This is a genomic window from Dyella lutea, from assembly GCF_024158035.1.
Lineage (GTDB): Bacteria > Pseudomonadota > Gammaproteobacteria > Xanthomonadales > Rhodanobacteraceae > Dyella_A > Dyella_A lutea.
Genome location: NZ_JAMZEK010000001.1, coordinates 1,060,345 through 1,080,933 on the forward strand (window position 1 = coordinate 1,060,345; position 20,589 = coordinate 1,080,933).

The 20,589-nt window shown below is 68.2% G+C and carries 20 protein-coding genes and 1 tRNA gene; 13 read left to right on the plus strand and 8 right to left on the minus strand.

Going from position 1 to position 20,589, the window contains the following annotated elements; genetic code table 11:
* Positions 1-11: 11 nt before the first annotated feature.
* The 6 genes from NC595_RS04690 to NC595_RS04715 form a co-directional block, all read right to left on the minus strand.
* Positions 12-827, minus strand: coding sequence for an alpha/beta hydrolase family protein (locus NC595_RS04690; protein WP_253565107.1), 816 nt, complete (start codon positions 825-827; stop codon positions 12-14).
* Entirely contained in the window at positions 824-1,576 is a 753-nt protein-coding gene (locus NC595_RS04695; RefSeq protein WP_253565108.1) for a serine aminopeptidase domain-containing protein, read from the minus strand. The genes NC595_RS04690 and NC595_RS04695 overlap by 4 nt, the downstream gene beginning before the upstream one ends.
* The gene (locus tag NC595_RS04700; protein WP_253565109.1) at positions 1,573-2,886 is read right to left on the minus strand and encodes a surface lipoprotein assembly modifier; all 1,314 of its coding nucleotides are present in this window, start codon (positions 2,884-2,886) and stop codon (positions 1,573-1,575) included. The genes NC595_RS04695 and NC595_RS04700 overlap by 4 nt, the downstream gene beginning before the upstream one ends.
* 155 nt (positions 2,887-3,041) lie before the next feature.
* Positions 3,042-3,812, minus strand: coding sequence for a P-loop NTPase family protein (locus NC595_RS04705; protein WP_253565111.1), 771 nt, complete (start codon positions 3,810-3,812; stop codon positions 3,042-3,044).
* 2 nt (positions 3,813-3,814) lie between these two features.
* Positions 3,815-5,365, minus strand: a complete 1,551-nt coding sequence (locus NC595_RS04710) for an XrtA system polysaccharide chain length determinant (protein WP_253565113.1) — start codon at positions 5,363-5,365, stop codon at positions 3,815-3,817.
* A 32-nt stretch (positions 5,366-5,397) separates the two neighbouring features.
* The gene (locus tag NC595_RS04715; protein ID WP_253565114.1) at positions 5,398-6,018 is read right to left on the minus strand and encodes an XrtA/PEP-CTERM system exopolysaccharide export protein; all 621 of its coding nucleotides are present in this window, start codon (positions 6,016-6,018) and stop codon (positions 5,398-5,400) included.
* A 134-nt stretch (positions 6,019-6,152) separates the two neighbouring features.
* Between NC595_RS04715 and dusA the strand changes: the two genes are divergently transcribed.
* The 4 genes from dusA (at position 6,153) to NC595_RS04735 (ending at position 9,643) form a co-directional block, all read left to right on the plus strand.
* A complete protein-coding gene (gene dusA / locus NC595_RS04720; RefSeq protein ID WP_256488886.1) occupies positions 6,153-7,157 on the plus strand; it encodes a tRNA dihydrouridine(20/20a) synthase DusA in 1,005 nt (334 codons plus the stop codon).
* 89 nt (positions 7,158-7,246) lie between these two features.
* A complete protein-coding gene (locus tag NC595_RS04725; RefSeq protein WP_253565116.1) occupies positions 7,247-7,570 on the plus strand; it encodes a PepSY domain-containing protein in 324 nt (107 codons plus the stop codon).
* Entirely contained in the window at positions 7,570-8,262 is a 693-nt protein-coding gene (locus tag NC595_RS04730) for a response regulator transcription factor (protein ID WP_017460552.1), read from the plus strand. The genes NC595_RS04725 and NC595_RS04730 overlap by 1 nt, the downstream gene beginning before the upstream one ends.
* Positions 8,228-9,643: an ATP-binding protein gene (locus NC595_RS04735; RefSeq protein ID WP_253565118.1), complete on the plus strand. Its 1,416-nt coding sequence runs from the start codon at positions 8,228-8,230 to the stop codon at positions 9,641-9,643. The genes NC595_RS04730 and NC595_RS04735 overlap by 35 nt, the downstream gene beginning before the upstream one ends.
* A 15-nt stretch (positions 9,644-9,658) precedes the next feature.
* Here the strand turns inward: NC595_RS04735 and NC595_RS04740 are convergent, their stop codons facing one another.
* Positions 9,659-10,006, minus strand: coding sequence for a hypothetical protein (locus NC595_RS04740; RefSeq protein WP_253565119.1), 348 nt, complete (start codon positions 10,004-10,006; stop codon positions 9,659-9,661).
* 195 nt (positions 10,007-10,201) lie between these two features.
* Here NC595_RS04740 and NC595_RS04745 point away from each other — a divergent pair, with 195 nt between their 5' ends.
* The 4 genes from NC595_RS04745 (at position 10,202) to NC595_RS04760 (ending at position 12,817) form a co-directional block, all read left to right on the plus strand.
* Positions 10,202-11,176: a biotin--[acetyl-CoA-carboxylase] ligase gene (locus NC595_RS04745; protein ID WP_253565120.1), complete on the plus strand. Its 975-nt coding sequence runs from the start codon at positions 10,202-10,204 to the stop codon at positions 11,174-11,176.
* Entirely contained in the window at positions 11,173-11,931 is a 759-nt protein-coding gene (locus tag NC595_RS04750; protein ID WP_253565122.1) for a type III pantothenate kinase, read from the plus strand. The genes NC595_RS04745 and NC595_RS04750 overlap by 4 nt, the downstream gene beginning before the upstream one ends.
* 31 nt (positions 11,932-11,962) lie before the next feature.
* Positions 11,963-12,700 carry an SPOR domain-containing protein gene (locus NC595_RS04755; protein ID WP_253565124.1) on the plus strand — a complete coding sequence of 246 codons (738 nt, stop codon included), beginning with the start codon at positions 11,963-11,965 and terminating at the stop codon, positions 12,698-12,700.
* A 41-nt stretch (positions 12,701-12,741) separates the two neighbouring features.
* Positions 12,742-12,817 (plus strand) — tRNA-Thr (locus NC595_RS04760).
* Positions 12,818-12,876: 59 nt separating this feature from the next.
* On the opposite strand, the gene NC595_RS04765 is transcribed toward NC595_RS04760, so the two are convergent.
* Positions 12,877-15,777 (minus strand): EAL domain-containing protein, encoded by a 2,901-nt coding sequence (locus tag NC595_RS04765; protein ID WP_253565125.1) that lies wholly within the window; start codon positions 15,775-15,777, stop codon positions 12,877-12,879.
* A gap of 321 nt (positions 15,778-16,098) precedes the next feature.
* Here NC595_RS04765 and rocF point away from each other — a divergent pair, with 321 nt between their 5' ends.
* The 5 genes from rocF to NC595_RS04790 all read left to right on the plus strand — a co-directional run bounded on the left by rocF (position 16,099) and on the right by NC595_RS04790 (position 20,582).
* Positions 16,099-17,013: an arginase gene (gene rocF / locus NC595_RS04770; RefSeq protein WP_253565128.1), complete on the plus strand. Its 915-nt coding sequence runs from the start codon at positions 16,099-16,101 to the stop codon at positions 17,011-17,013.
* Between the two features lie 16 nt (positions 17,014-17,029).
* Positions 17,030-18,394 carry a tryptophan--tRNA ligase gene (locus tag NC595_RS04775; RefSeq protein WP_253565130.1) on the plus strand — a complete coding sequence of 455 codons (1,365 nt, stop codon included), beginning with the start codon at positions 17,030-17,032 and terminating at the stop codon, positions 18,392-18,394.
* Positions 18,395-18,402: 8 nt separating this feature from the next.
* Positions 18,403-18,726 (plus strand): hypothetical protein, encoded by a 324-nt coding sequence (locus tag NC595_RS04780; protein WP_253565131.1) that lies wholly within the window; start codon positions 18,403-18,405, stop codon positions 18,724-18,726.
* 132 nt (positions 18,727-18,858) lie between these two features.
* Positions 18,859-20,088, plus strand: coding sequence for an MgtC/SapB family protein (locus tag NC595_RS04785; protein WP_253565132.1), 1,230 nt, complete (start codon positions 18,859-18,861; stop codon positions 20,086-20,088).
* Between the two features lie 89 nt (positions 20,089-20,177).
* Positions 20,178-20,582, plus strand: coding sequence for a globin (locus tag NC595_RS04790; RefSeq protein WP_253565133.1), 405 nt, complete (start codon positions 20,178-20,180; stop codon positions 20,580-20,582).
* Positions 20,583-20,589 lie beyond the last annotated feature (7 nt).

Genomic DNA, 20,589 nt, shown 5'->3' on the forward strand with positions numbered 1-20,589 from the left:
CAACCACGGGGTCAGAACGACTGCTGCATCCAGTCGGCGATACACTCGCGCAGCCGTGCACGGTCGCCTGCCAGGATGAAGGTGTGGTCGGCTTCCGGGAATGTCCGCACCTGCACGTTCGGATCGGCGGCAAGCGAGCCGAAACACTCGCCGAACTGCCGCGGGTGGTTGAAGTAGCCCAGGGCGCCGCCGCTGTAGATGAAGCAGAGCTTCCGCCCCTGCCGCACCATGTCGGTCAGTTCCGAGACCACCTGCTGCCTGGACGGCCATTCCACGGCGAAGCCTGCCAGGTCCACATCGTCGTGCCGGCCGATGCGTCGCAGCCGCCGCCAGGCCGCCCGGGCCACCCGGACGGGGTGGAGCAGTCGCGGCAGGTAGTGCCGCAGGTAGAAGCCGCGCGTCGGATACGCATAGCCATCCATGAACACAGCGCCGACCACGCGCTGGTCGATGCTTGCCACGTGGTGGGCGTTCTGCGCCCCGGAGCACAGGCCCATCAACACGAAGCGCGAGCAGCCGGCATGCTGCTGCAGCAACGCCATGGCGTCCTGCACATCGGCCAGCACATGGTCTTCGCGCGAGCCGGCGTCGGCGGTGCCGGCGCTGTCGCCGATGGTGGAAAGGTCGAACCGGATCGACGCGTATCCCTGACCGGCAAGCATGCGCGCCAGCTCCACCGTCATCCGGAAGGGGCCGATACGATGCACCAGTCCCGCGTTGAGCAGGATGACTCCCGGACGGGGCGCGGCATCGTCGTGGGACCCCGGTGTGGAGAGCACCCCGACCAGATGATCGTGTCGGCCGAAGCGGCAGGCCACCTCCGTCATTGCAGCGTCTCCATATGCTGCTGTACGCGCGAGATCAGCTCGTGCGATTGGATGGCCACCTCGAGGCGATCGAGGTCGTCCCAGCCGAGCGGCTCGTCCAGCGCCACGATGTTTCCGGCGCGGGGGAACGCGTTGGCCGAGTCGAGCAGCAACGCAGCAGGTGGAACGGACAGGTGCATGGCTGCCAGCTCCTCGCCGAGCTGTTCGCCGTGCGGAAAGCCCAGCCACTGGCCGGCCCCTTCCGCTGCAGTCCGCGGACGGACGAAGCGGCGGGTGTCGGCAAGCATCCCTGCATGCAGCGCCTCGAGCTGCGCCCGATGCGCGGGGCCATCGAGGATCGGATCGCACACCATCAGCGCGTCGAACGGCTGGCGGTCATGCGCCTGCAGCGCGATGCTGGCGCCGAGACGGGCCCCGAAGGCGATCAGCCGACGGCAGCGGGTGCGCTGGCGCAGTTCCCCGGCAGCGGTCAGGGTGTCCTCGACGCAGCGGGTGAGCGTCGTCTGGTCGGTGTCGCCGCAGGAGTCGCCGCTGCCGTAGTAGTCGAAACGCATGACGACAAGTCCTCGCCGCACGAGCATGTGCGCGAGCTGGCGGTACAGGCGGTGGCTGCGGATCAGCTCCTGCCCCAGTGGCGGACAGAGCAGGACTGCTGTGCTGGGGGGGTAGGCCGGTTCGGCCGTGATGCCGAACAGCGATCCCTGCGGCCCGAAATTACCGGGTATCTCCTTGACGAGTTCGCCACTCATCGCCGGAAGATCACCCCGACATAGATGCGGTTCTCGTGAAAGCTCTGGCCCGCGGCGTCGCTGTGTCGCTGCTGGTGCAGGAAGGACACGCGCCAGGACCAGTGCACCGTGCGCTGGTCGGTAAGGGCGACCTCGTAGCTGACCGTGCGGTCCAGGCGCTGGAGAGTGTCGTAGCGCAGCCGCTCGCCGTTGGCAAAGGCGGACAGCTGCAGAGTGGGCCGGAACCGGTAGTCCAGGCCGATATTGGCGCCCCGGCCGACCTGATTGTAGGTGGTGTCGTTCACATAGCTCAGCTTGTGATAGTAGGGAGCGAGCGAGAACGTCAGGCGGTCCGAGCGCCAGGCATAGGCCAGTTCGGCGCGGCGTTCCAGATAGACCTGCGGTCCCACCACGGTCTTCCCGGTCACGATGCCGGTGCGGCTCTCGACCGGCGAGGTGAGGTCCGGCTGGATCATGCTCTGCGCTGCGTCCGTGTATTGCCGCGCCAGGTTCACGCTCAGCGAATTGGCGTCGCTGGGGTGCCAAGTGCCGGTGGCGCTGAGCAGCGAGCCGGAATACGTACGGGGGGAGCCCTGGTCGAACTGAAGGTGGTTCCAGCCGGCCGACACGTCCAGCTCGGTGTGAGCGGAGCTGCCCTGGTAGCGGCCGTAGACCTGATCGCGACGGTAATCCGAACCCGGCAACGCCGAGGTGTAATGCACCGTCTGGGTCTCGGCGTTCAGCGATCCCAAGGCGCTGTGGCTGAAATCGTGGATCAGCCGGGCGGCGAACTGCCCGCGCTGGGAGTCGAACTGCTTGGTCTTCTGCGCCCGGCTGTCGATGTAGCGGGCATCGACCTGACCATGCCAGGCCGAAACGAGATCGAAGCGCAGGGTTGGCCCCAGGCTGAGCACGTTGGTCTGCTGGAGGTTGGCCGGCGAATTGCTGACCGTCGGGTCGACCGGCTGCACCGCGGCATAGTCCTCCACCACGAAATCCAGGCGCTGCGGCGAGATGGTCCAGTTGGCCTGGCCGGAGAGCTGGGTCTGGGTCTGGTTGCTGAAGCGCGAGCCGAGGTAGTCCCGGTACTCGATGCTGCCGAGCACATGGGCCTGGAGATCCGAGCCCTGCTGGTCGAAGCGGAAGGTCGCCCCCGGGATCAGCGTGTTCTGGCTGATCGGATTGGTCGCGCTCAGCGCGATGTTGTCGCTGTGCTCGATGCCGGTGTAGAGGGTGTAGTCCAGCTGCCCGGCCCGTGCTCCGGCGCAGGCGAACAGGCTGGTGATGGTGGCGGCGAGCGTGCGCCGTGAGCAGCGATGTTTGGCGGACATGTTCGTACCCCTTCCGGGTCAGGATGCGGGGATGCGCGTGCTCCTCCCATCGGGCATGCCGATGGAAAACAGCTTGCCTGCTCCCCTGTTTTGGGCCGCGCGGCCCTTGCGGGCGTCGCGCGGGTATCACGCGAAAGGCCTCGCCAGGCGTCCTCTCAAGGAGCCTGGTTGAAGATCACGCCCGCGAGCTTGGAACGGTCAAACCTGCTGGCCGCCTGCATGATCGCGGCGGGCGTGTCCTTGCCGTAGCCGGCCACGAGCACCACGAAGTCCGCCAGCTCGGCCAGGATGCGGGCATCCGGCGATCCCTTCACGGCAGGGCCGTCGAGGAAGATGTAGCGGTCGTTGTAGCGGCTCCGCAGCGAATCCACCATCGCGCGCATACGGAACGAGGAAAAGTATTCGGCGACGTTCTCGCGCGCAGTACCGGCGGGGATGAGTCGCACGTGGCGAAGCACGGTCGGATAGATCACCGACTGGATCCCGCGCGAGGGATGGTCGAGGAAGTCGATCAGACCGCCGTTGTCGGTATCCACGCCGAGCACGCGGTGCTGCTCGGGATAGCGCAGGTTGCAGTCGATCAGCAGGCTGGTCTTGGATTGGTCGAACGCAAAGGCCGCAGCCAGGTTGCGCGCCACGAAGCTTGCGCCGCAGCCGGGACTCACGGCCACCACCAGGGTGATGAAGTTCTGGTCGTTGGCCAGTTCCAGGAGCCGGGTACGGATCTCGCGGAAGACATCGGCCTGGCTGCGCGAAGACTGCTCGGCATGGATCAGCCGTCGCTGCTCGAGCTGGGACGGCACCAGGGCACGCGTCTCCTCCATGAGCGCGATCGACTGGCTGTCGCTCCTGCGCGGAAGCTGGTCGCCCGGTCCGGCGCTGGAACCGACGGGCAGCTGGCCTTCCCCGGTATGGTTGTCGCGCATGTTCATGCTGCAGCCCTCAGGTTGATCCATACCGAAACGAGGTAGGCCAGCACGATGGCGAAGGCGACCGCTCCCAGCAGGACAAACTGCATCTGCTGGCGACGACGGTCCTGCGGCGCCTGATAGTACGGAATGGTTGCCAGCATGGGCAGCCCGGTGAGCTGCTCAAGCTGTTCGGCCGAGCGCACGCGTGGGTCGAACCGTACCAGCAGGAACAGCAGTCCGAGCGGTACGCCGACGGCCATCACGATGCCGACCAGGGCGAAATGGATGAAGCGCAGCCCGGACGGCGCCAGCGGCAGCACGGCGGGGTCCTGAACGATGAAGTTCAGTCCCTGCTGGGTGGCGTCCAGGTTCATCGAAACGCGCGCGTTCTCGCGCCGCTTGAGCAGATCCTGGTAGACGTCGCGATTGACGTCGTAATCGCGGGTGAGCTCGGCGACCACGTTCTCCGAGCCGGCCACGCGCTTGGCGCGCTCGAGCTCGTCGTTGAGCATGGCCTGGCTGGCGCTCAAGCGCGCGGCGGTGGCGGCGATGTCTCCGCGCAGTGCGGCGAGCTGGCTCTTCAGTTGCTGGTACAGCGGGTTGAATTGCGCGTTGCCGTCGATCGCCACCGGTGTGCCGGCGAGCTTGGCGGCCTGCCGCTTGGCGTCTTCGGCCTGGATCTGCCGTTTGATGTCGTCCATCTGGTGGCGGGTCCGCACCACGTCCGGATATTCGTTGGTGTAATTGAGCAGCAGCTTGTCCAATTTCGCCTGCAGGTCGGCCAGTTGGGCGCGGTAGACGCCGTCGGTGGTCTGCACTGCGGTCACTTCGGATTCGCCCGAGAGCTGGGACATCAGCGAGGCTTCCTGCGAGCGCTTCTGCATCAGGTCGAGCTTGGCCGTCTCCACCTGGCTGCGCAGCTCGCTGATGCGCGAATTGATGTTGGCGTCGCTGCCGGGTCGCGCGTCGACGTTGTTCTCGCGATAGCGCTTGAGGTTTTCCTCGGCAGCCGTCAGTTTCTGCCGGTACGCCTCGACCTGGCTGTCGATGAACTTGTAGGCATCGCGGCTCTCGCGCTGCTTGGACGCGAGACTCTCGCTGATGAACAGCTTGCCGAAGTCGCGGGTCACCTCGAACGCACGCTTCGGATCGGAATCGTGATAGCTGATGGTGATCAGGTTGCCGTGGCTCAGATGGACCACGGTGCGAGCCTTGATGCCGTCGATGATGCGGTCGATCTCGGCCGGGGACGGTTTGTTCTGGAGCAGACCGGCGTCGGCAAGCACCTGGTTCATCACCGGGCGACTGAAGATCACGTCACGTGCGATGTTGGCGCGATTCTTGGTGCCCGTCGGCGAGGCGGCGCCCTCCATCAGCGGCGTGATGATACTGCTCTCCTGCGCGAGGATCGTGGTGCTCGCGTCGTAACGCTTTGGCCACGCCAGACCCAGTGCGAGCGCGCCGAGCGCGATCACCACGAAGATCAGGATCATCGTGCCCAGCCGCCGCCTCGCTTCGGTCAACAGCACCGGTAGCAAGGACTGCAGGCTCGGTTGTTCGTCCTTCATGAGTACCGCTCCCCCTGTCGGGCTTTCCTGGTTCAGAACGACCGCTGCGGCACGGTGATCACGTCGCCCGGCTGGACCGGATAGTTGGTGCCCAGCTTTCCATCCTGCAGGATCTGACCAAGCCGCACCGCGTAGGACGAGGTGGTCGACTTGGTCTTGCGGTAGAGCTCGGTCCGGTCCGGTGCCGCGAACTCGGTGATGCCGCCTGCGGCCAACACCGCATCGAGCACCGTCATGCCCTGGTGATAGGGAATCGAGACCGGATTGCGTACCGCGCCGGTCACGCGTACCCGCAGCAGATACTCGTGACTACGCAGTTCGGTGACGATGACCGCCACCTGCGGGTCGCGGATGAAACTCTTCAGGCGCTCCTTGATGTCGGCCGACACCTGGTCCGGCGTCTTGCCGCCAGCCACCACGTCTCCGATCAGCGGCACGGTAATGCGACCGTCCGGGCGGACCGGCACCTTCACGCTGAGGTCGGGATTGTTCCAGACCGAGACCTCGAGCAGGTCATCGACGCCGATGTGGTACTGCGTCATCGCCTGCGCGTCGGGGTTGAACACGGGCGCGTCGGTCGAGCCCTGGGTGGTCGCACATGCGGCGAGCACGAGGCTGAAGAGCGCAGCAAGTAGAGCCTGATAGATCTTCATAAATGTGAACCAGTTCCATTGACTCGTTGTTAACTGGATATTAGCAGCCAATTGTTTCCGGGAGCCATGCCGGGATGCCGGGAGCGCAGATCGGTTCCGACCCCAAGCGACCGGTTTTCGGCGACCATATGCCGATGCCAATCGCGATTTCGCCCTCTGCCACCCCCTGGCGCGTCTGTGTCGCCCCGATGATGGACTGGACCGACCGGCATTGCCGGTATTTCCACCGTCTGCTGTCCCCCCGCTCCAGGCTTTACACGGAAATGGTCACCAGCGCGGCGCTGGTGCGCGGCGGACAGCTCCGGCTGCTCGAGCACAGCCAGCAGGAACACCCCGTCGCGCTGCAACTGGGCGGCAGCGAACCGGAGGAGCTGGCGCAGGCCGCGGTGTTCGGTGCGCGGGCCGGCTATGACGAGATCAACCTCAACGTCGGCTGCCCGTCCGATCGCGTCCAGTCCGGTCGCTTCGGTGCCTGTCTGATGCTCGATCCGGCGCTGGTCGGCCAGTGCGTCCAGGCCATGCGGGATGCCGTGCAGGCAGCGGGCTCAAGCGTCCCGGTCACCGTCAAATGCCGCATCGGGGTGGACGACCAGGACGCCTACGCCGGCCTGCAGCGCTTCACCGAAGCGATGGTGGAGGCCGGTGTGCAGATCCTGGTCGTGCATGCCCGCAAGGCGTGGTTGCAGGGGCTGAGCCCGAAGGAGAACCGCGAGATCCCGCCGCTGGATTATGACCGGGTCTACCGCCTCAAGCGGGAGTTCGCCGGCCTCACCGTGGTGATCAACGGTGGCATCACCACGGTGCCCCAGGTGCGCGAGCACCTGCAATTCGTCGATGGCGTGATGCTCGGGCGGGCCGCGTACCACGATCCGTTCCTGCTGGCGGAGCTGGAGAGCTCCCTCTACGGCGAACCGCTGCCGACCCGCGAGGCGGTACTGAACCACCTGCGGCCCTACGTGGAGGCGGAGCTGGCCCGCGGCACGGCGCTCAAGCACATCACCCGGCACCTGCTGGGTCTCTACCAGGGCCAGCCGGGGGCGCGGACTTTCCGCCGGGTACTGAGCGAGGGGGCACATCGACCGGGGGCGGGCTGGAGCCTGCTGGAAGAGGCGATGGATCCGGTACGCGCCGCGGCATGACAGGGGGTGTCGTTCGGGCCACTATTCAGGCCGCGGCCCTTAACCTCGGGCGCTCCTCGGATTCCCCGTCGAGGCCGGATCACGAACGCATGACACCCAAGACGCTTATCCTGTCGCGCCTGCTGGTCGTGCCGCTGCTGTTGGCGGTGGCCGATCCCTGCCGGGCCAAGCAGGACACGAATCTCACGTTGGACCAGGCGGTGGAGCAGGTGCAGCACGACACGGGGGGCAAGGTGCTGTCGGCGGATCGCCGCGAGTTCGGGCGCAGGACCGAGTACCGCATCAAGGTACTCACGCCCAGCGGTTACGTCCGCACCTTCACGGTGCCCTCCGAGTCGGACCGGCGTCCGCCGCCGGCCCAGTCAACCAAGAATCCGGTCGGAAACGGCCGGGGCAACAAGGAGAAACACTGATGCGCATCCTTTTGGTGGAGGACGAGGCTCCGCTGCGTGAGACGCTTGCCGCGCGCCTGAAGCGCGACGGGTTCGCCGTGGACACCGCCCAGGATGGCGAAGAGGGCATGTATCTGGGTCGTGAGGTGCCGTTCGACCTGGCCATCATCGATCTCGGTCTGCCCAAGATGTCCGGCATGGACCTGATCAAGTCGCTGCGCGAGGCCGGCCAGCGCTATCCGATCCTCATCCTCACCGCCCGCGGCGGCTGGCAGGACAAGGTGGAAGGCCTCAAGCACGGTGCCGACGACTACCTGGTCAAGCCGTTCCACGTCGAGGAACTGCTCGCACGCATCAACGCCCTGGTGCGCCGCGCCAGCGGCTGGTCCAAGCCGGTGCTCGCCTGTGGCCCGATCAAGCTCGACACCACCGCGCAGACGGTCTCCGTCGAGGGCAAGGTGGTCGATCTCACCAGCTACGAGTACAAGGTGCTCGAATATCTGATGCTGCACGCCGGCGAACTGGTCTCCAAGGCCGACCTGACCGAGCACATCTACCAGCAGGATTTCGACCGCGATTCCAACGTGCTCGAGGTGTTCATCGGCCGCCTGCGCCGCAAGCTCGACCCCGAGAGCACCATCAAGCCTATCGAGACCGTACGTGGACGCGGATACCGTTTTGCCATCCCCCGAAGCGACGGCGACGAGGACTGAGCCCTTGTCAACGCGCCGCCCGCTGTCGCTGGCGGCGCGTGCGGCGATGGCGACCGGCCTGGCGCTGGCCGGGTTCCTCGGCATCATCGGCGTCACCCTGTCCCAGGCCAAATACCAGACCGCCCTGAGCGGGCTGCGCGACCGGCTGGAAAACGACGTGCTGGCCTATCTGGCGCTGATCGACGTGGGCCGCAACGGGCGGCTGCTGATGCCGTACTCATCGCCGGATCCGAGCTTCTCGCGCCCCGGTTCCGGGCTGTATGCGGTAGCGACCGGCGAGAATGGGTTCCACTGGGAATCGTCCTCGGCGATCGGCCGGGATTTCGGCTTCCTGTCACCGTTGAAGCCGGGCGAGACGCGCTTCGTCGGACCGATCGATACCCGCATGGGCCGGCTGTACTACTACAGCTATGGCGTGGTGTTCGAGTCGCAGGATGACCGGAAGGTGCCGCTGACGTTCACCGTCGCCCAGACCGAGGACCAGTTCAAGGGCGAGAACGCGACCTACCGCCGCTCGCTGATCGTCTATCTCTCGACCCTCGGGGTGATGCTGATCGTGCTGCAGATGCTGCTGCTGCGCTGGAGCCTCACGCCGCTGCGCAAGGTGGCGGCGGACATGAGCCGGGTCGAGCGCGGCAAGATCGATTCGCTCGATAGCCAGTACCCGCTCGAGCTGACCGGACTCACTGAGCGCATCAACGGTTTCATCGAGAGCGAGCGCGAACAGCGCGCGCGTTACCGCAACACGCTGGCCGATCTGGCCCACAGCCTGAAGACGCCGCTGGCGGTGATCCGCTCCCGGCTGGAGTCTTCCAGCGAAGCGCCCCAGCTGGCCCATGACGTGCTGGACCAGGTGCGGCGTATGGACGAGCTGGTCGCCTACCAGCTCGCGCGGGCGGCCACGACGGGGCGCCAGCCGTTCGCCACGGCGATCCCGCTCGGCGGGCATGCCGAAGACCTGGTGCAGAGCCTGGAAAAGGTCTACGCGGCGAAGAACGTGCTGTGCGAGTTCGAGATCGAGGAGGGCGTCGCCTTCTACGGTGAACAGGGCGATCTGCTCGAGCTGATGGGCAACTTGCTGGAGAACGCCTTCAAGTGGTCGCGCCACCGGGTGTTGCTGATGGCCAGTGCACGGACCCAGCCGGGGAAGCAGCGTCCCGGGCTGTCGCTCAGTGTCGAGGACGATGGCCCGGGCATCGAGCCGGACCAGATCGAGCGGATCCTGCAGCGTGGCGTGCGCGGCGACGAGCGGGTCCAGGGCCATGGTATCGGCCTGTCCATCGTGCAGGACATCGTCAGGGCCTATCGGGGCGAACTGGTCGTGGACCGCTCGCCGGAACTGGGCGGAGCGCGATTCAGCGTGGAACTGCCGCCGGGCTGACCGGCGAAGCCGCGGTTACTGGATCGAGCCGGGCAGCAGCGACTGCCAGCCCGGGCTGGCGTGGTGCGGTGCGGCCTGGCGCGCGCTGCCGCTGACGGGCAGGTTGCCGGTTGGATCGCTGTCGGCGTCGCTCGAGCTGCTGGCCGGAGCGCTTGCACCGGTGTGCTGCGGGAGGCCGGTGACGTCGCCGCCGCCGGATGCCGATGCGCTGTTGACCAGGGTCCGCGAGGACGTGCTGTCGGAGCTGGACTGCTGTCCGCCGCCGTTGAGACCGCCGAGATCCGAAGACGCCGCAGACGCGAGCGCGGGCAGCGACAAGGCCGCCGCGAGGGCACTTCCGACGATCCAGTGCGGAGCGTTCATGGCGACTCAACCCCTTGATTCGCATGATCCAGACCATTGAGGGTGACAGAAAGCCCGACCCGCCGCCAGTGTCGCGCCCGGGCGTCGGGAGCGCGCCGGATGGGGATGTGTGAAACCTCGGGATAGAATCGGACGCCATGCAAGCCATTCCGCTTCCCCTCGGCACGTTCGCGCCGATCACGCTCCCGTCCCTCGATGCAAGCGCCTGACCTGCTCGCCGCGCTGGCCGGTGGCCACCCCGTGTCCGGTGCACGGCTCGCCAAAGCCGCCGGGGTGACCCGCGCTGCGATCTGGAAGCAGGTCGAGGCCTTGCGTGCGCGGGGTGTGCCGGTCGAATCCCGCGGGAGCGCCGGCTACTGCCTGCCCTGGGCGGTGGAATTGCTCGACGCGGACAGCATCGCAGCCCTGCTGTCGTCATCCGCGCGCAACCGGCTCGGCACGCTGGAGGTGTTCTGGGAGCTGGACTCGACCTCCAGCGAGCTGCAGCGCCGCGGTGCGGCGACGCCCGACCTCAGCATCGTGCTGGCGGAGACCCAGACGGCCGGTCGCGGTCGACGCGGGCGTACCTGGCTGTCGCCGCCAGCGCTCAATCTGTATATGTCGTGCCTGAAGCGTTTCGAGTCCGGGATGGCCGGGCTGGGCGGACTCTCGCTGGCGGTGGGGGTGATCGTGATGCGTGCGCTCGATGCGCTCGGGGTGAGCGGTGCCGGGCTGAAATGGCCAAACGACGTGCTGGCCGATGCCGGCAAGCTGGCCGGCATCCTGGTCGAGGTCAGCGGCGAGTACCAGGGCCCCTGCGCGGCGGTGATCGGCATTGGCCTGAACCTGCGGCTGACTCCCGCATTGCGCGACCAGGCCGGTCAGCCGGTAGCTGACCTGGCCGGGCTGTGCGGCGGCGAGCCGCCCTCGCGCATCCGCACGGCGGCGGCCCTGATCGAGGCCCTGGCCACGGGCCTGGAGGCCTTCGAGCGGGATGGCTTCGCCGCCTTCGTCGACGACTACGCCCGCCACGATCTGCTGCGCGACCAGCCGTTGGCGCTCAGTGGCGCACAGGGCGATCTGCGCGGCACCGGTGCCGGCATCGATGCGCGTGGCGCGCTGTGCCTGCGACTGGACGATGGCCGCATGCAGCGGATCGACAGCGCCGAAGTCACGGTGCGCCGCGCATGAGGCTGCTGCTTGATCTGGGCAATACCCGGCTGAAGTGGTGGGCGCTGGACGCGGGCCGGCGGCTCGGCGAGGGCGCGGTCGCCTGGGCCGAGCCCGTCGCCGAGCGCCTGGCGGCCGCCTGGGCTGCCCTGCCGGAGCCGGAAACAGTGTTCGGAGCGTCGGTGGTCGACAGCGAACGCGAGCAGCTGGTCGACTCCCAGGTTCGTCGGCGTGGCGGGGGGGCGACCGTCTGGGTGCGCAGTCCGGCCGAAGCCTGCGGCGTGCGCAGCGCCTATGCCGATCCCCCGCGCCTGGGCGTGGACCGTTTCCTCGCCATGGTCGCGGCCCATGCCGACGGCCGCTCGCCCTGCGTGCTGGTCGGTGTCGGCACCGCGCTCACCCTGGATGCCCTGCGCGGCGATGGCCGCCACCTCGGCGGGCTGATCGCGCCTGGGCCACAGCTGATGCAGCACTCCCTGCTCGGTGCCACCGTGCAGGTGCGGCCCGAGCGCCCGGGCGAAGTCGCCGTGCTGGCCGACAACACCGCCGATGCGGTCGCTTCCGGTTGCTGGGGCGCCTGTGCGGCGCTGGTCGAGCGTTTCGTGGCGCAGGTCGAGCCGATGCTCGGGACCAGCTCGACGCTGCTTTTCGGCGGCGGCGATGCGCCTCTGCTCCGCGAACTTGTCGCCCGGCCCGGTGAGCTGGTCGTCGACGGCGTGCTGCGTGGCCTGGCAGTGTGGAGCGTTACCACGTTGCCGCCCGCCGCGGACGACTAGAATCCACCGTAGTACCGGAAGAGAACTCTGGATGTTCCTGCGTCTCCTGTTCGTTCTGCTGATCGCACTCAACATCGCCGTGGGCGCCTGGCTGGTGCTCGGGCAGGACGAGGTGACCGTACCGAGCGCCGCCGATCCGGGCGTGCCCGTGCTGCACCTGCTGACCGAGCGACCTGATCTGTCTGCCGCCGGCCCCGCGCTGGGAGCCAGCGCGCCCGCCGATCCTTCCGCTGCGGATGCCGTCGCGATGGCCGCCTCCTCGCCGGCAGCCGGCCGATCGACGCCCCTGGCGGTCGGCGGCTCCACCGCGGCAAGCTACCAGTGCCTGGCGCTGGGGCCGTTCCCGAGCCTGCAGTCCCTGCGCAGTGCGCGCGAACGACTGGCGCCGGAGTTGGCGCGTAGCCAATCGCGTCAGGAGCAGTCGCAGCAGTCCCGTGGCTGGTGGGTCTATCTGCCGGCGCAGGCCAGCCGCGCCCAGGCGCTCGCCGTGGCGCAGCGGCTGGCTGACGCGCACTTCAGCGACTATTTCGTGGTCAGCTCCGGCGACCAGCCCAACACGATCTCGCTCGGCCTGTTCAAGGATCCGGCCAACGCGCGCAAGCGTCGCGAAGACCTGGTGGCGGCCGGCTTCCCCGCCCAGATGACCGAGCGGGTGGAGACCGTGCCCGAGTACTGGCTCGACGTCGTCGTGCCCGATGCCAACTCGGCAACCTGGCGCCAGCGCGTGCGCGAGCTCGCCGTCGGTTCGCACAGTACGGGTTGCTTCTGAGCGGTGCGCAGCGGACGTCGCCTGCTAGAATGAAGGGAGATGCCGGTATAGCTCAGTTGGTAGAGCAACTGATTTGTAATCAGTAGGTCGCGGGTTCGATTCCTGCTGCCGGCACCAGGTTGTGCAGTGAAGGCCGCGCTTGCGCGGCCTTTTCGCTTTCGGGTGCGCGGAGCGGCCTATCCCGCGTCGGATCGCGGCTCGACCGGACGTTGCCCAGATGCCAGCAGGGCAGGGTCCTGACCGGCCTTCCTGGCCGGCCGCTTCATCGAATGCGGTGCGGGCGTCGAGCCATCGCTGCGTTGCCCGAGCAGTTCGCCCAGCGGCACCGGGCGCGCCACGCCGTGCCCCTGGACATAGTCGACGCCGATCTCGCGAAGCAGGCCGCGGGTCGCGTCGTTCTCGACGAACTCGGCGATCGTCCGCAGCCCGAAGATCTTGCCGATCTGGTTGATCGAATCGACCATGGCGCGGTCGGCCCGGTCCGAGCGCATCTGGCGCACGAAGGCGCCGTCGATCTTCAGGTAGTCCAGCGGCAGATGCTTGAGATACCCGAAGGACGCCATGCCGGAGCCGAAGTCGTCCAGCGCGAAGCGGAACCCGCGTGCGCGCAGGAGTCCGATGAATTTCTGTGCCTTGTAGATTTCCGAGATCACGGCGGTCTCGGTGACCTCGAAGCAGATGCGTCCGGGGGGCACCTGCTGTTCCGCGGCCATGGCCAGGATGCTTTCGGCAAAGCGCAGATCGCCGAGGCTGGCGCCGGAGAGGTTGATCGCACAGGTGTGCACATTCTCCATGCCGATCCGCCGCAACGCCCCGAAGGTGGCGCAGACCACCCAGCGATCCACTGCCTGGATGAGGCCATAGCGCTCGGCGGCGGGGAGGAACACCGAAGGCGGGATCAGCCGGCCGCCCGGTTCGCGCATGCGCAGCAGCACCTCGAAGTGCAACGGGGCCCCGATGGCCGGGGCGGCAGGCTCGATCCGCTGCGCGTACAGGCAGAACAGGTCCTGATCCAGTGCTTCGCGAACGCGGGCCGTCCATTGCACCAAGCCGCGCCGTCGGTTCAGGTCGGCATCGGTGGCGCGGTAGATCTGGATGCGGTCGCGTCCCTTTTCCTTGGCCAGATAGCAGGCCGCGTCGGCCGCGTGGATGATGGCGGACAAGTCCTCGAAGTCCGCGCCGATGCCGACCAGTCCGACGCTCACGCCGACCGAGAACGCGCGGCCATCGGCGTAGAAGCGGAAGCGAGATACCTGTTCGCGCAGCGCCTCGGCGACTCGCGCGGCGTGTCGGAGCGTGCAGTCGTGAAGCAGTACGCCGAACTCGTCGCCGCCGAGCCGGGCCAGCGTATCGCCATTGCGCAGGCTGCCCGGCATCAGGCGGGACAGCTGGCGCAGCAACTCGTCGCCGGCCACGTGCCCGCAGGTGTCGTTGACGATCTTGAACTGGTCCAGGTCGAGGAACATCAGGGCATGGGGTACCCCGGTGCGACGGACCTGCTCCAGCGCAGCGCCCACGCGGTGTTCGAACTCGCTGCGGTTGATCAGGCCGGTCAGCGGGTCGTGCGTTGCCTGGTAGGTGATCTGCGCGGCGCTGGCCCGTTCCTGCCGCGCGTCGCGCAGCACCAGCACCGCGCCCCGGGTGCTGCCGTCCTGGCCCAGGATCAGCGAAGACGAGGCGTCGGCGGGAATCTCGCTGCCATCGCGAAGCAGCAGTGCGGCACGGGCGGCCAGCGTCACCGGGTGCGATTCGGCCAGCGCCAGAGCGACCGGGTTGTCCAGCTCCTGCCGCGAGGCCTCGTCGATGAAGCGGCAGAGCGATGTCGCAGGTGCGCCGTGCACCGACTCCCCGGTGGTCTGCAATAGCGCTTCGGCGCTCGGGTTCATGTAATCCACGCGTCCCTGGGCGTCGGTGGTGATCACCGCCTCGCGGATCGACTGCAGGGTCACGAGGGCTCGCGCCTTCTGTTCGAACAGTTGCTGTTCGGCCAGTCGCTGCTCGGTGATGTCCCGCATGGCACCGGCCAGGCGGGTGCGCCGACCGTGTTCGTCGCGCATGGCCCCGCCCTGCAGGCGGATCCAGCGGATCTCGCCGTGTGCCGACAGCAGGCGATAGTCGCATTCGTGCCCGTCTTCGTCGCTCTCGCCGACGCTCACGCGGCGGGCGAACAGGGGACGGTCGACGGGGTGGAACAGCTCCAGCATGCGCGCCAGCGGTACCTGGTCGGGCCAATCCGGGTAGCCCAGTGCTGCCATGAAGCCCGGCGAGACGTGCACGGCGGCACGGTCGACGTCGATGTCCCAGATCCCGTGCTTGCTGGCCGCGATGGCGAGTTTCTGCCGCGCTTCGCTGAATTCCAGCGAAGAGGCCATCCGTCGCTCGCTGGCAACGGTACCCCGCGCCCGGACCAGACCAGCCCCCGTGAGCAGGGCCGCACACATCAGCGTCACCCACTGCAGCAGGTCCTCGGCCTGTCGGGACGCCTCGCCGAGTGCGGCGGAAAACTGCTTCTCCAATGGCGTGGTGGCGCGATCGATGGCGCGGACCCGTTCCAGCGCGAGCATGGCGCGCGCCTGCTCGCCATGTTCGACCTGTTTGCGGATCTCCGTCGCGACCCGCATCAGGTCGAGGATCCGGGTGTCCGCATCGCGCCAGATGGCAATGGCGCGCGCCACCGGGCCGTAGCCGTGGAAATGGCGGTAGAGCCTGATCATCCGCGGGAAATCGCCGGGATGATTGCCACCCTGCCCGAAGCCGTGCTCGACGATGCCGGGGTCCGGTGCCGGCTTGTCCAGCTCCACCCGTGCGGCATGGTCGCCGAGCGGAACCGCAATTGCCTGCAGGTATGCCGCATAGTGCCGCGCATCGCCGGTGCGGACGTACAGCTCCAGCTGTTGCACTGCCTCCTTCTGCCCCTTGGTCCAAAGGCTCTCGCCGCCGACGTACGCGCGCGCAGCCGAGAGGGTGTCCATGCTGAAGAAGGACAGCAGGACGAGGAACGTGATGATCGACAGGAAGGGCCAGGTGATGGCCAGGACCCCTTTCGCGACCGTCCTGGCCGTTGGGTAGGTGGACATGCGGACTCCGGGAGCTTCGCGACCTCCAAGGGGGATTTCAGGTGGTCCGGATACCTGTTCGAGTCGGCGAAGCGGCTTCGCCGGGGACCGGATCCGGGCCATGTCACGCTTTCGGCATCGACATGGCGCCACTTGAGTCGCCGGGCCCGGTCCCGGTGCGATCCGCCTGAAAGGCCGCCCGACGCGGGTTAGAATGGGCGTTCCAGGACGCCGGGCGTGCCTCGCACGTCCGGCGCGGCGGGGCGGCGGTTCCCGCTTTCACCGCGCAACGCCCGCGCTCCCGGCAGACGGGATGCGGACGCATCGAGACGACGAGGCATCATGAGCAAGCAGAGCATTTCCCTGATTGGCGTTCCCACCGATATCGGCGCGGGTCATCGTGGCGCTTCGATGGGACCGGAGGCTTTGCGCGTGGCCCGGCTGGGCGAGAAGCTGACCAAGCGCGGGTTGCAGGTGCACGACCGGGGCAACCTGGCTGGTCCGCTCAATCCGTGGCAGCCGCCGACGGATGGCTACCGCCACCTGGCCGAAGTCGCCGCCTGGAATCAGGCAGTGTTCACCGCGGTGCAGACCGAGCTCACCGCCGGGCACCTGCCGATCATGCTCGGTGGCGACCACTGCCTGGCGATCGGCTCGATTGCCGCGGTCGCCGCGCACTGCCGCGCGCAGGGCCGCTCGCTGCGCGTGCTGTGGCTGGATGCCCACTCGGATTTCAACACCGCGCTGGCCACGCCCTCGGGCAACATCCACGGCATGCCGGTGGCCTGCCTGTGCGGCAACGGACCGAAGGAACTGGTGGAAGTGGGCGGTCACGTGCCGGCGACCACGCCGGACGTGTTCCGGCAGATCGGCATCCGCTCGGTGGACGACATCGAGAAGCAGCTGATCCGCGATGCCAAGGTGCAGGTGTTCGACATGCGCCACATCGACGAGAACGGCATGAAGCGCACGATGGAAGAGGCGCTCGCCGGCATCGACGCCAACACCCACCTGCACGTGAGCTTCGACGTGGACTTCCTCGACCCGACCATCGCGCCGGGCGTCGGCACCACGGTGCGCGGCGGCCCGAACTACCGCGAGGCGCAGCTGTGCATGGAGATGATCGCCGACACCGGCCGCCTCGGCTCGCTCGACATCGTCGAGCTCAATCCCGCCTACGACAAGCGCAACCAGACCGCGAAGCTCGCGGTGGACCTGGTGGAATCGCTGTTCGGCAAGTCCACCCTGATCCACTGAGCACGATCGCCCCCGCATGCAGACCCGAGTCCTTACCGGCATCACCACCACCGGCACGCCGCACCTGGGCAACTACGTCGGCGCGATCCGCCCGGCGATCGCCGCCAGCCGCCGCGACGAGGTGGACGCGTTCTACTTCATGGCCGACTACCACGCGCTGATCAAGAGCGACGATCCGGCGCGCATCGAGCGCTCGCGGCTGGAGATCGCCGCGACGTGGCTGGCCGCGGGGCTGGACCCGGAGCGCGTCACGTTCTACCGGCAGTCGGATATTCCGGAGATCCCGGAGTTGACCTGGTTCCTCACCTGCGTCACCGCCAAGGGCCTGCTCAACCGCGCGCATGCCTACAAGGCCGCGGTGGACAAGAACGTGGCCGAGGGCGAGGACGCCGATGCGGGCATCACCGCCGGCCTGTACATGTACCCGGTGCTGATGGCCGCCGACATCCTCGCCTTCAACGCACACCAGGTGCCGGTGGGGCGCGACCAGATCCAGCACATCGAGATGGCGCGCGACATCGCGCAGCGCTTCAACCACATCTACGGCCGCGACTTCTTCGTGCTGCCGGAGGCGCTGATCGAGGAGCAGGTGGCCACGCTGCCCGGCCTGGACGGGCGCAAGATGTCCAAGAGCTACGACAACACCATTCCGCTGTTCGCCGCGGGCGCCAAGGGCATGCGCGAGGCGATCCTGCGCATCGTCACCGACTCGCGCCTGCCCGGCGAGCCGAAGGATCCGGACAGCTCGTCGCTGTTCACCATCTTCCGCGCCTTTGCCAGCGAAGCGGAGAGCCAGGCCTTCCGTACTGCGCTGATCGACGGCATCGGCTGGGGCGAGGCCAAGCAGGTGCTGTTCGAACGCATCGAAACCGACGTGGCGCCGATGCGTGCGCGCTACGACGAGCTGATGGCCAGGCCCGCGCAGATCGAGGCGATCCTGCAGGAAGGCGCCAGGAAGGCGCGCGCCATCGCCGTGCCGCTGGTCGCCGAACTGCGCGATGCGATCGGTCTGCGTTCCGGTGCGGCGGTGGCCGTGGCCACGCCGGCGGCGGCATCGGCGCCGAAGGCGGAAAAGCCGCCGCGCTTCGCCAGCTTCCGCGATGGCGACGGTCGCTTCCGCTTCCGCCTGTTCTCCGGCGACGGCGAGGAGCTGCTGCTGTCGCAGCCGTTCGACGATCCCAAGGCCGCCGGCATCGTGCAGAAGCGGCTGCGATCGCTCGGTGGGGCCGCGGCCGTGGTGCAGGCCTCGGCCGCCGGCACGATGCTGGAACTGGATGGCGCCGCCGTCGCCCAGCTGCAGCTCGGCAGCGGCGAGGCGGCGGCGGACGAGGCGCTGGCGCGGCTGCGCCAGGCGCTGGACCAGTTGGCTGCGCAGGACTGATTTCGCCGATGCGCTATCTCGCCCTGCTGCTGCTTGCCCCCTGGCTCGTCATACTCGGTTGGGCTTATTCCGCCTACCCGAAGCACCTGCCGCGCACCCTGGGGCGGCGCGTATTCGACCTGACCGCGCTGCTCGCGGCCGCGGCCGCCACGGTGGGCGCGGCCGTGCTCGGGTACGAGGCGGTTGAGCTGCCCCGGGTCGACCAGTTCGGCCGGGCCAGCGGAGCGATCTGGCAGCAGGTGTTGCCGGCGCTGTACGGCTACGGCGCGTGCGTGGCAGTCCTGCTGTTTGCGCTGGGGGCGCGCTGGCTGATTTGGGGGCGGCGTCGCTGACGCACGCAAACGGCGCCGGCTGCGGCATGATCGGCCACATCGGGCTGGCCCGTCCCGGAGAGTCCCCTTGTCCTCCATCGCTTTCGCCGTTGTCGCGCGCGGTATCGCCGGCCTTCATCGGGGCGTGACGCGGTGAACGGGTGGATCGGTCTGGCGGTGGCGCTCGGCATCGGCCTGCTGATGGGCGCCGAGCGCGAGCGGCGCAAGGGCGTGGGCATCCAGCGAGCGGTCGCCGGCATCCGCACCTTCGCAGTGGTGGCAGTGCTGGGCGCGGTCTGCGCCAGCGTGGACCTGCGCCTGCTGGTCGCGGCGCTGCTGGCGCTCACCGGGTTGCTGGCGGTGGCCTATGCGCGCGACCGCAGCGACGATCCCGGGCTGACCACCGAAACCGCGCTGATCGCCTGCCTGGTCCTGGGCGGCATGGCGGTGGAACACTCGGGGTTGGCTGCCGCCACTGGCGTGGCGGTCACCGGGCTGTTGGCGTCGCGCGACTGGCTGCACCGTTTCGTCAGCGGTGTGCTGACCGCCGCCGAACTCAACAATCTGCTGGTGCTGGCGGCCGCCACCCTGATGGTGCTGCCGCTGATTCCGGACCGCGCGATGGGTCCGTTCGGGGCGATCCAGCCGCACACGATCTGGATCATCGTGATCCTGGTGATGGCGATCGGCGCCGCGGCGCACGTGTTGCTGCGCTGGCTGGGCAGCGGGCTCGCGCTGCCGCTGGCAGGGCTGCTGTCGGGCTTCGTCTCCAGCGCCGCCACGATCGGTGTGATGGGTGCTCGCGCGCGCAGCCTGCCGGACCAGCGGTCGCGGTCGGTTGCGGCCGCCGTGCTCTCTACCGTGGCGACCTTCGTGCAGATGTCGGTCGTCCTCGCGGTGGCAGACCTGCACGTGTTGCGGCAACTGGCCGTGCCGCTGGTCGCCGGCGGCACGGCTGCCGCGTTGGTGGCCTTACTCGTGCTCTGGCGGACCCGCGATGCCGCGGACGGGCGGACGGTGGAGGCAGGGGCTGCCGCCTTCAGCCTGAAGGGAGCGCTGGTGCTTGGCGCCACTATCGCTCTGGTGCAACTCGTGGCCGCCGCGTTGCGGGCCTGGCTGGGCGAGGGTGGCCTGTTGCTCACCGCTGCAGTCGCCGGACTGGCCGACACCCACGCGCCTGCGGTCAGTTTCGCCACGCTGTCCGCCCAGGGCAGCATCGCGCCAGCGGGAGCGGTGGTGCCGATCCTCGTGGCGCTGACGGCCAACACCGCATCCAAGGCCGTGATCGCGGCCGCGGCCGGTGGTTGGGCGTTCGCCCGGCCGGTGATCGGCGGGCTCGCCGTGGTGTTGCTGGCGACGTGGGCGGGCGCCCTGCTGGCTTGACGGAGGTCAGGCAGTTGCGGCGCTGCGTCCCATCGAATCGCCTGCAAAGGCCGGCTAGTCTGGGCGGCTGATCGAACGCGGTGTCCCCTATGACCGACAGTTACGACGACCTGCAGGCCAGCTACGGACGCTGTCTGCGCAAGGGTCACTTCATCGAACGCTTCTACACGCTGTTCATGGACAGCCATCCGGACATTCCACCGCTGTTCGCCGGCACCGATTTCAGCAGGCAGTACATGGCGTTGCGAAGGGGGATCAGTTCGGCCATCGTGCACGCCGCCGGCAGTCGCCTGGCGGAGCGCACGATGGCGGCGATGGCCGACGTGCACGGTTCGCGCGGGCGCGCGCTGGTGCCGCCGGCCCTCTATCCGTACTGGGTCGACAGCCTGGTCGCTGCGGTAGCGGAGTTCGACCCGGAGTACACGCCCCAGCTCGGCCGGCGATGGCGCCAGGCGATGGAAGCCACCACGGCATTCTTCGTCAGCCACTACTGAGTCGCCG

Bases quoted from the DNA above. Each gene is read 5' to 3' on its own strand.
- NC595_RS04690 (WP_253565107.1), bottom strand. From the start codon at position 827: ATGACGGAGGTGGCCTGCCGCTTCGGCCGACACGATCATCTGGTCGGG.
- NC595_RS04695 (WP_253565108.1), bottom strand. From the start codon at position 1,576: ATGAGTGGCGAACTCGTCAAGGAGATACCCGGTAATTTCGGGCCGCAG.
- NC595_RS04700 (WP_253565109.1), bottom strand. From the start codon at position 2,886: ATGTCCGCCAAACATCGCTGCTCACGGCGCACGCTCGCCGCCACCATC.
- NC595_RS04705 (WP_253565111.1), bottom strand. From the start codon at position 3,812: ATGCGCGACAACCATACCGGGGAAGGCCAGCTGCCCGTCGGTTCCAGC.
- NC595_RS04710 (WP_253565113.1), bottom strand. From the start codon at position 5,365: ATGAAGGACGAACAACCGAGCCTGCAGTCCTTGCTACCGGTGCTGTTG.
- NC595_RS04715 (WP_253565114.1), bottom strand. From the start codon at position 6,018: ATGAAGATCTATCAGGCTCTACTTGCTGCGCTCTTCAGCCTCGTGCTC.
- dusA (WP_256488886.1), top strand. From the start codon at position 6,153: ATGCCAATCGCGATTTCGCCCTCTGCCACCCCCTGGCGCGTCTGTGTC.
- NC595_RS04725 (WP_253565116.1), top strand. From the start codon at position 7,247: ATGACACCCAAGACGCTTATCCTGTCGCGCCTGCTGGTCGTGCCGCTG.
- NC595_RS04730 (WP_017460552.1), top strand. From the start codon at position 7,570: ATGCGCATCCTTTTGGTGGAGGACGAGGCTCCGCTGCGTGAGACGCTT.
- NC595_RS04740 (WP_253565119.1), bottom strand. From the start codon at position 10,006: ATGAACGCTCCGCACTGGATCGTCGGAAGTGCCCTCGCGGCGGCCTTG.
- NC595_RS04745 (WP_253565120.1), top strand. From the start codon at position 10,202: ATGCAAGCGCCTGACCTGCTCGCCGCGCTGGCCGGTGGCCACCCCGTG.
- NC595_RS04750 (WP_253565122.1), top strand. From the start codon at position 11,173: ATGAGGCTGCTGCTTGATCTGGGCAATACCCGGCTGAAGTGGTGGGCG.
- NC595_RS04755 (WP_253565124.1), top strand. From the start codon at position 11,963: ATGTTCCTGCGTCTCCTGTTCGTTCTGCTGATCGCACTCAACATCGCC.
- NC595_RS04765 (WP_253565125.1), bottom strand. From the start codon at position 15,777: ATGTCCACCTACCCAACGGCCAGGACGGTCGCGAAAGGGGTCCTGGCC.
- rocF (WP_253565128.1), top strand. From the start codon at position 16,099: ATGAGCAAGCAGAGCATTTCCCTGATTGGCGTTCCCACCGATATCGGC.
- NC595_RS04775 (WP_253565130.1), top strand. From the start codon at position 17,030: ATGCAGACCCGAGTCCTTACCGGCATCACCACCACCGGCACGCCGCAC.
- NC595_RS04780 (WP_253565131.1), top strand. From the start codon at position 18,403: ATGCGCTATCTCGCCCTGCTGCTGCTTGCCCCCTGGCTCGTCATACTC.
- NC595_RS04790 (WP_253565133.1), top strand. From the start codon at position 20,178: ATGACCGACAGTTACGACGACCTGCAGGCCAGCTACGGACGCTGTCTG.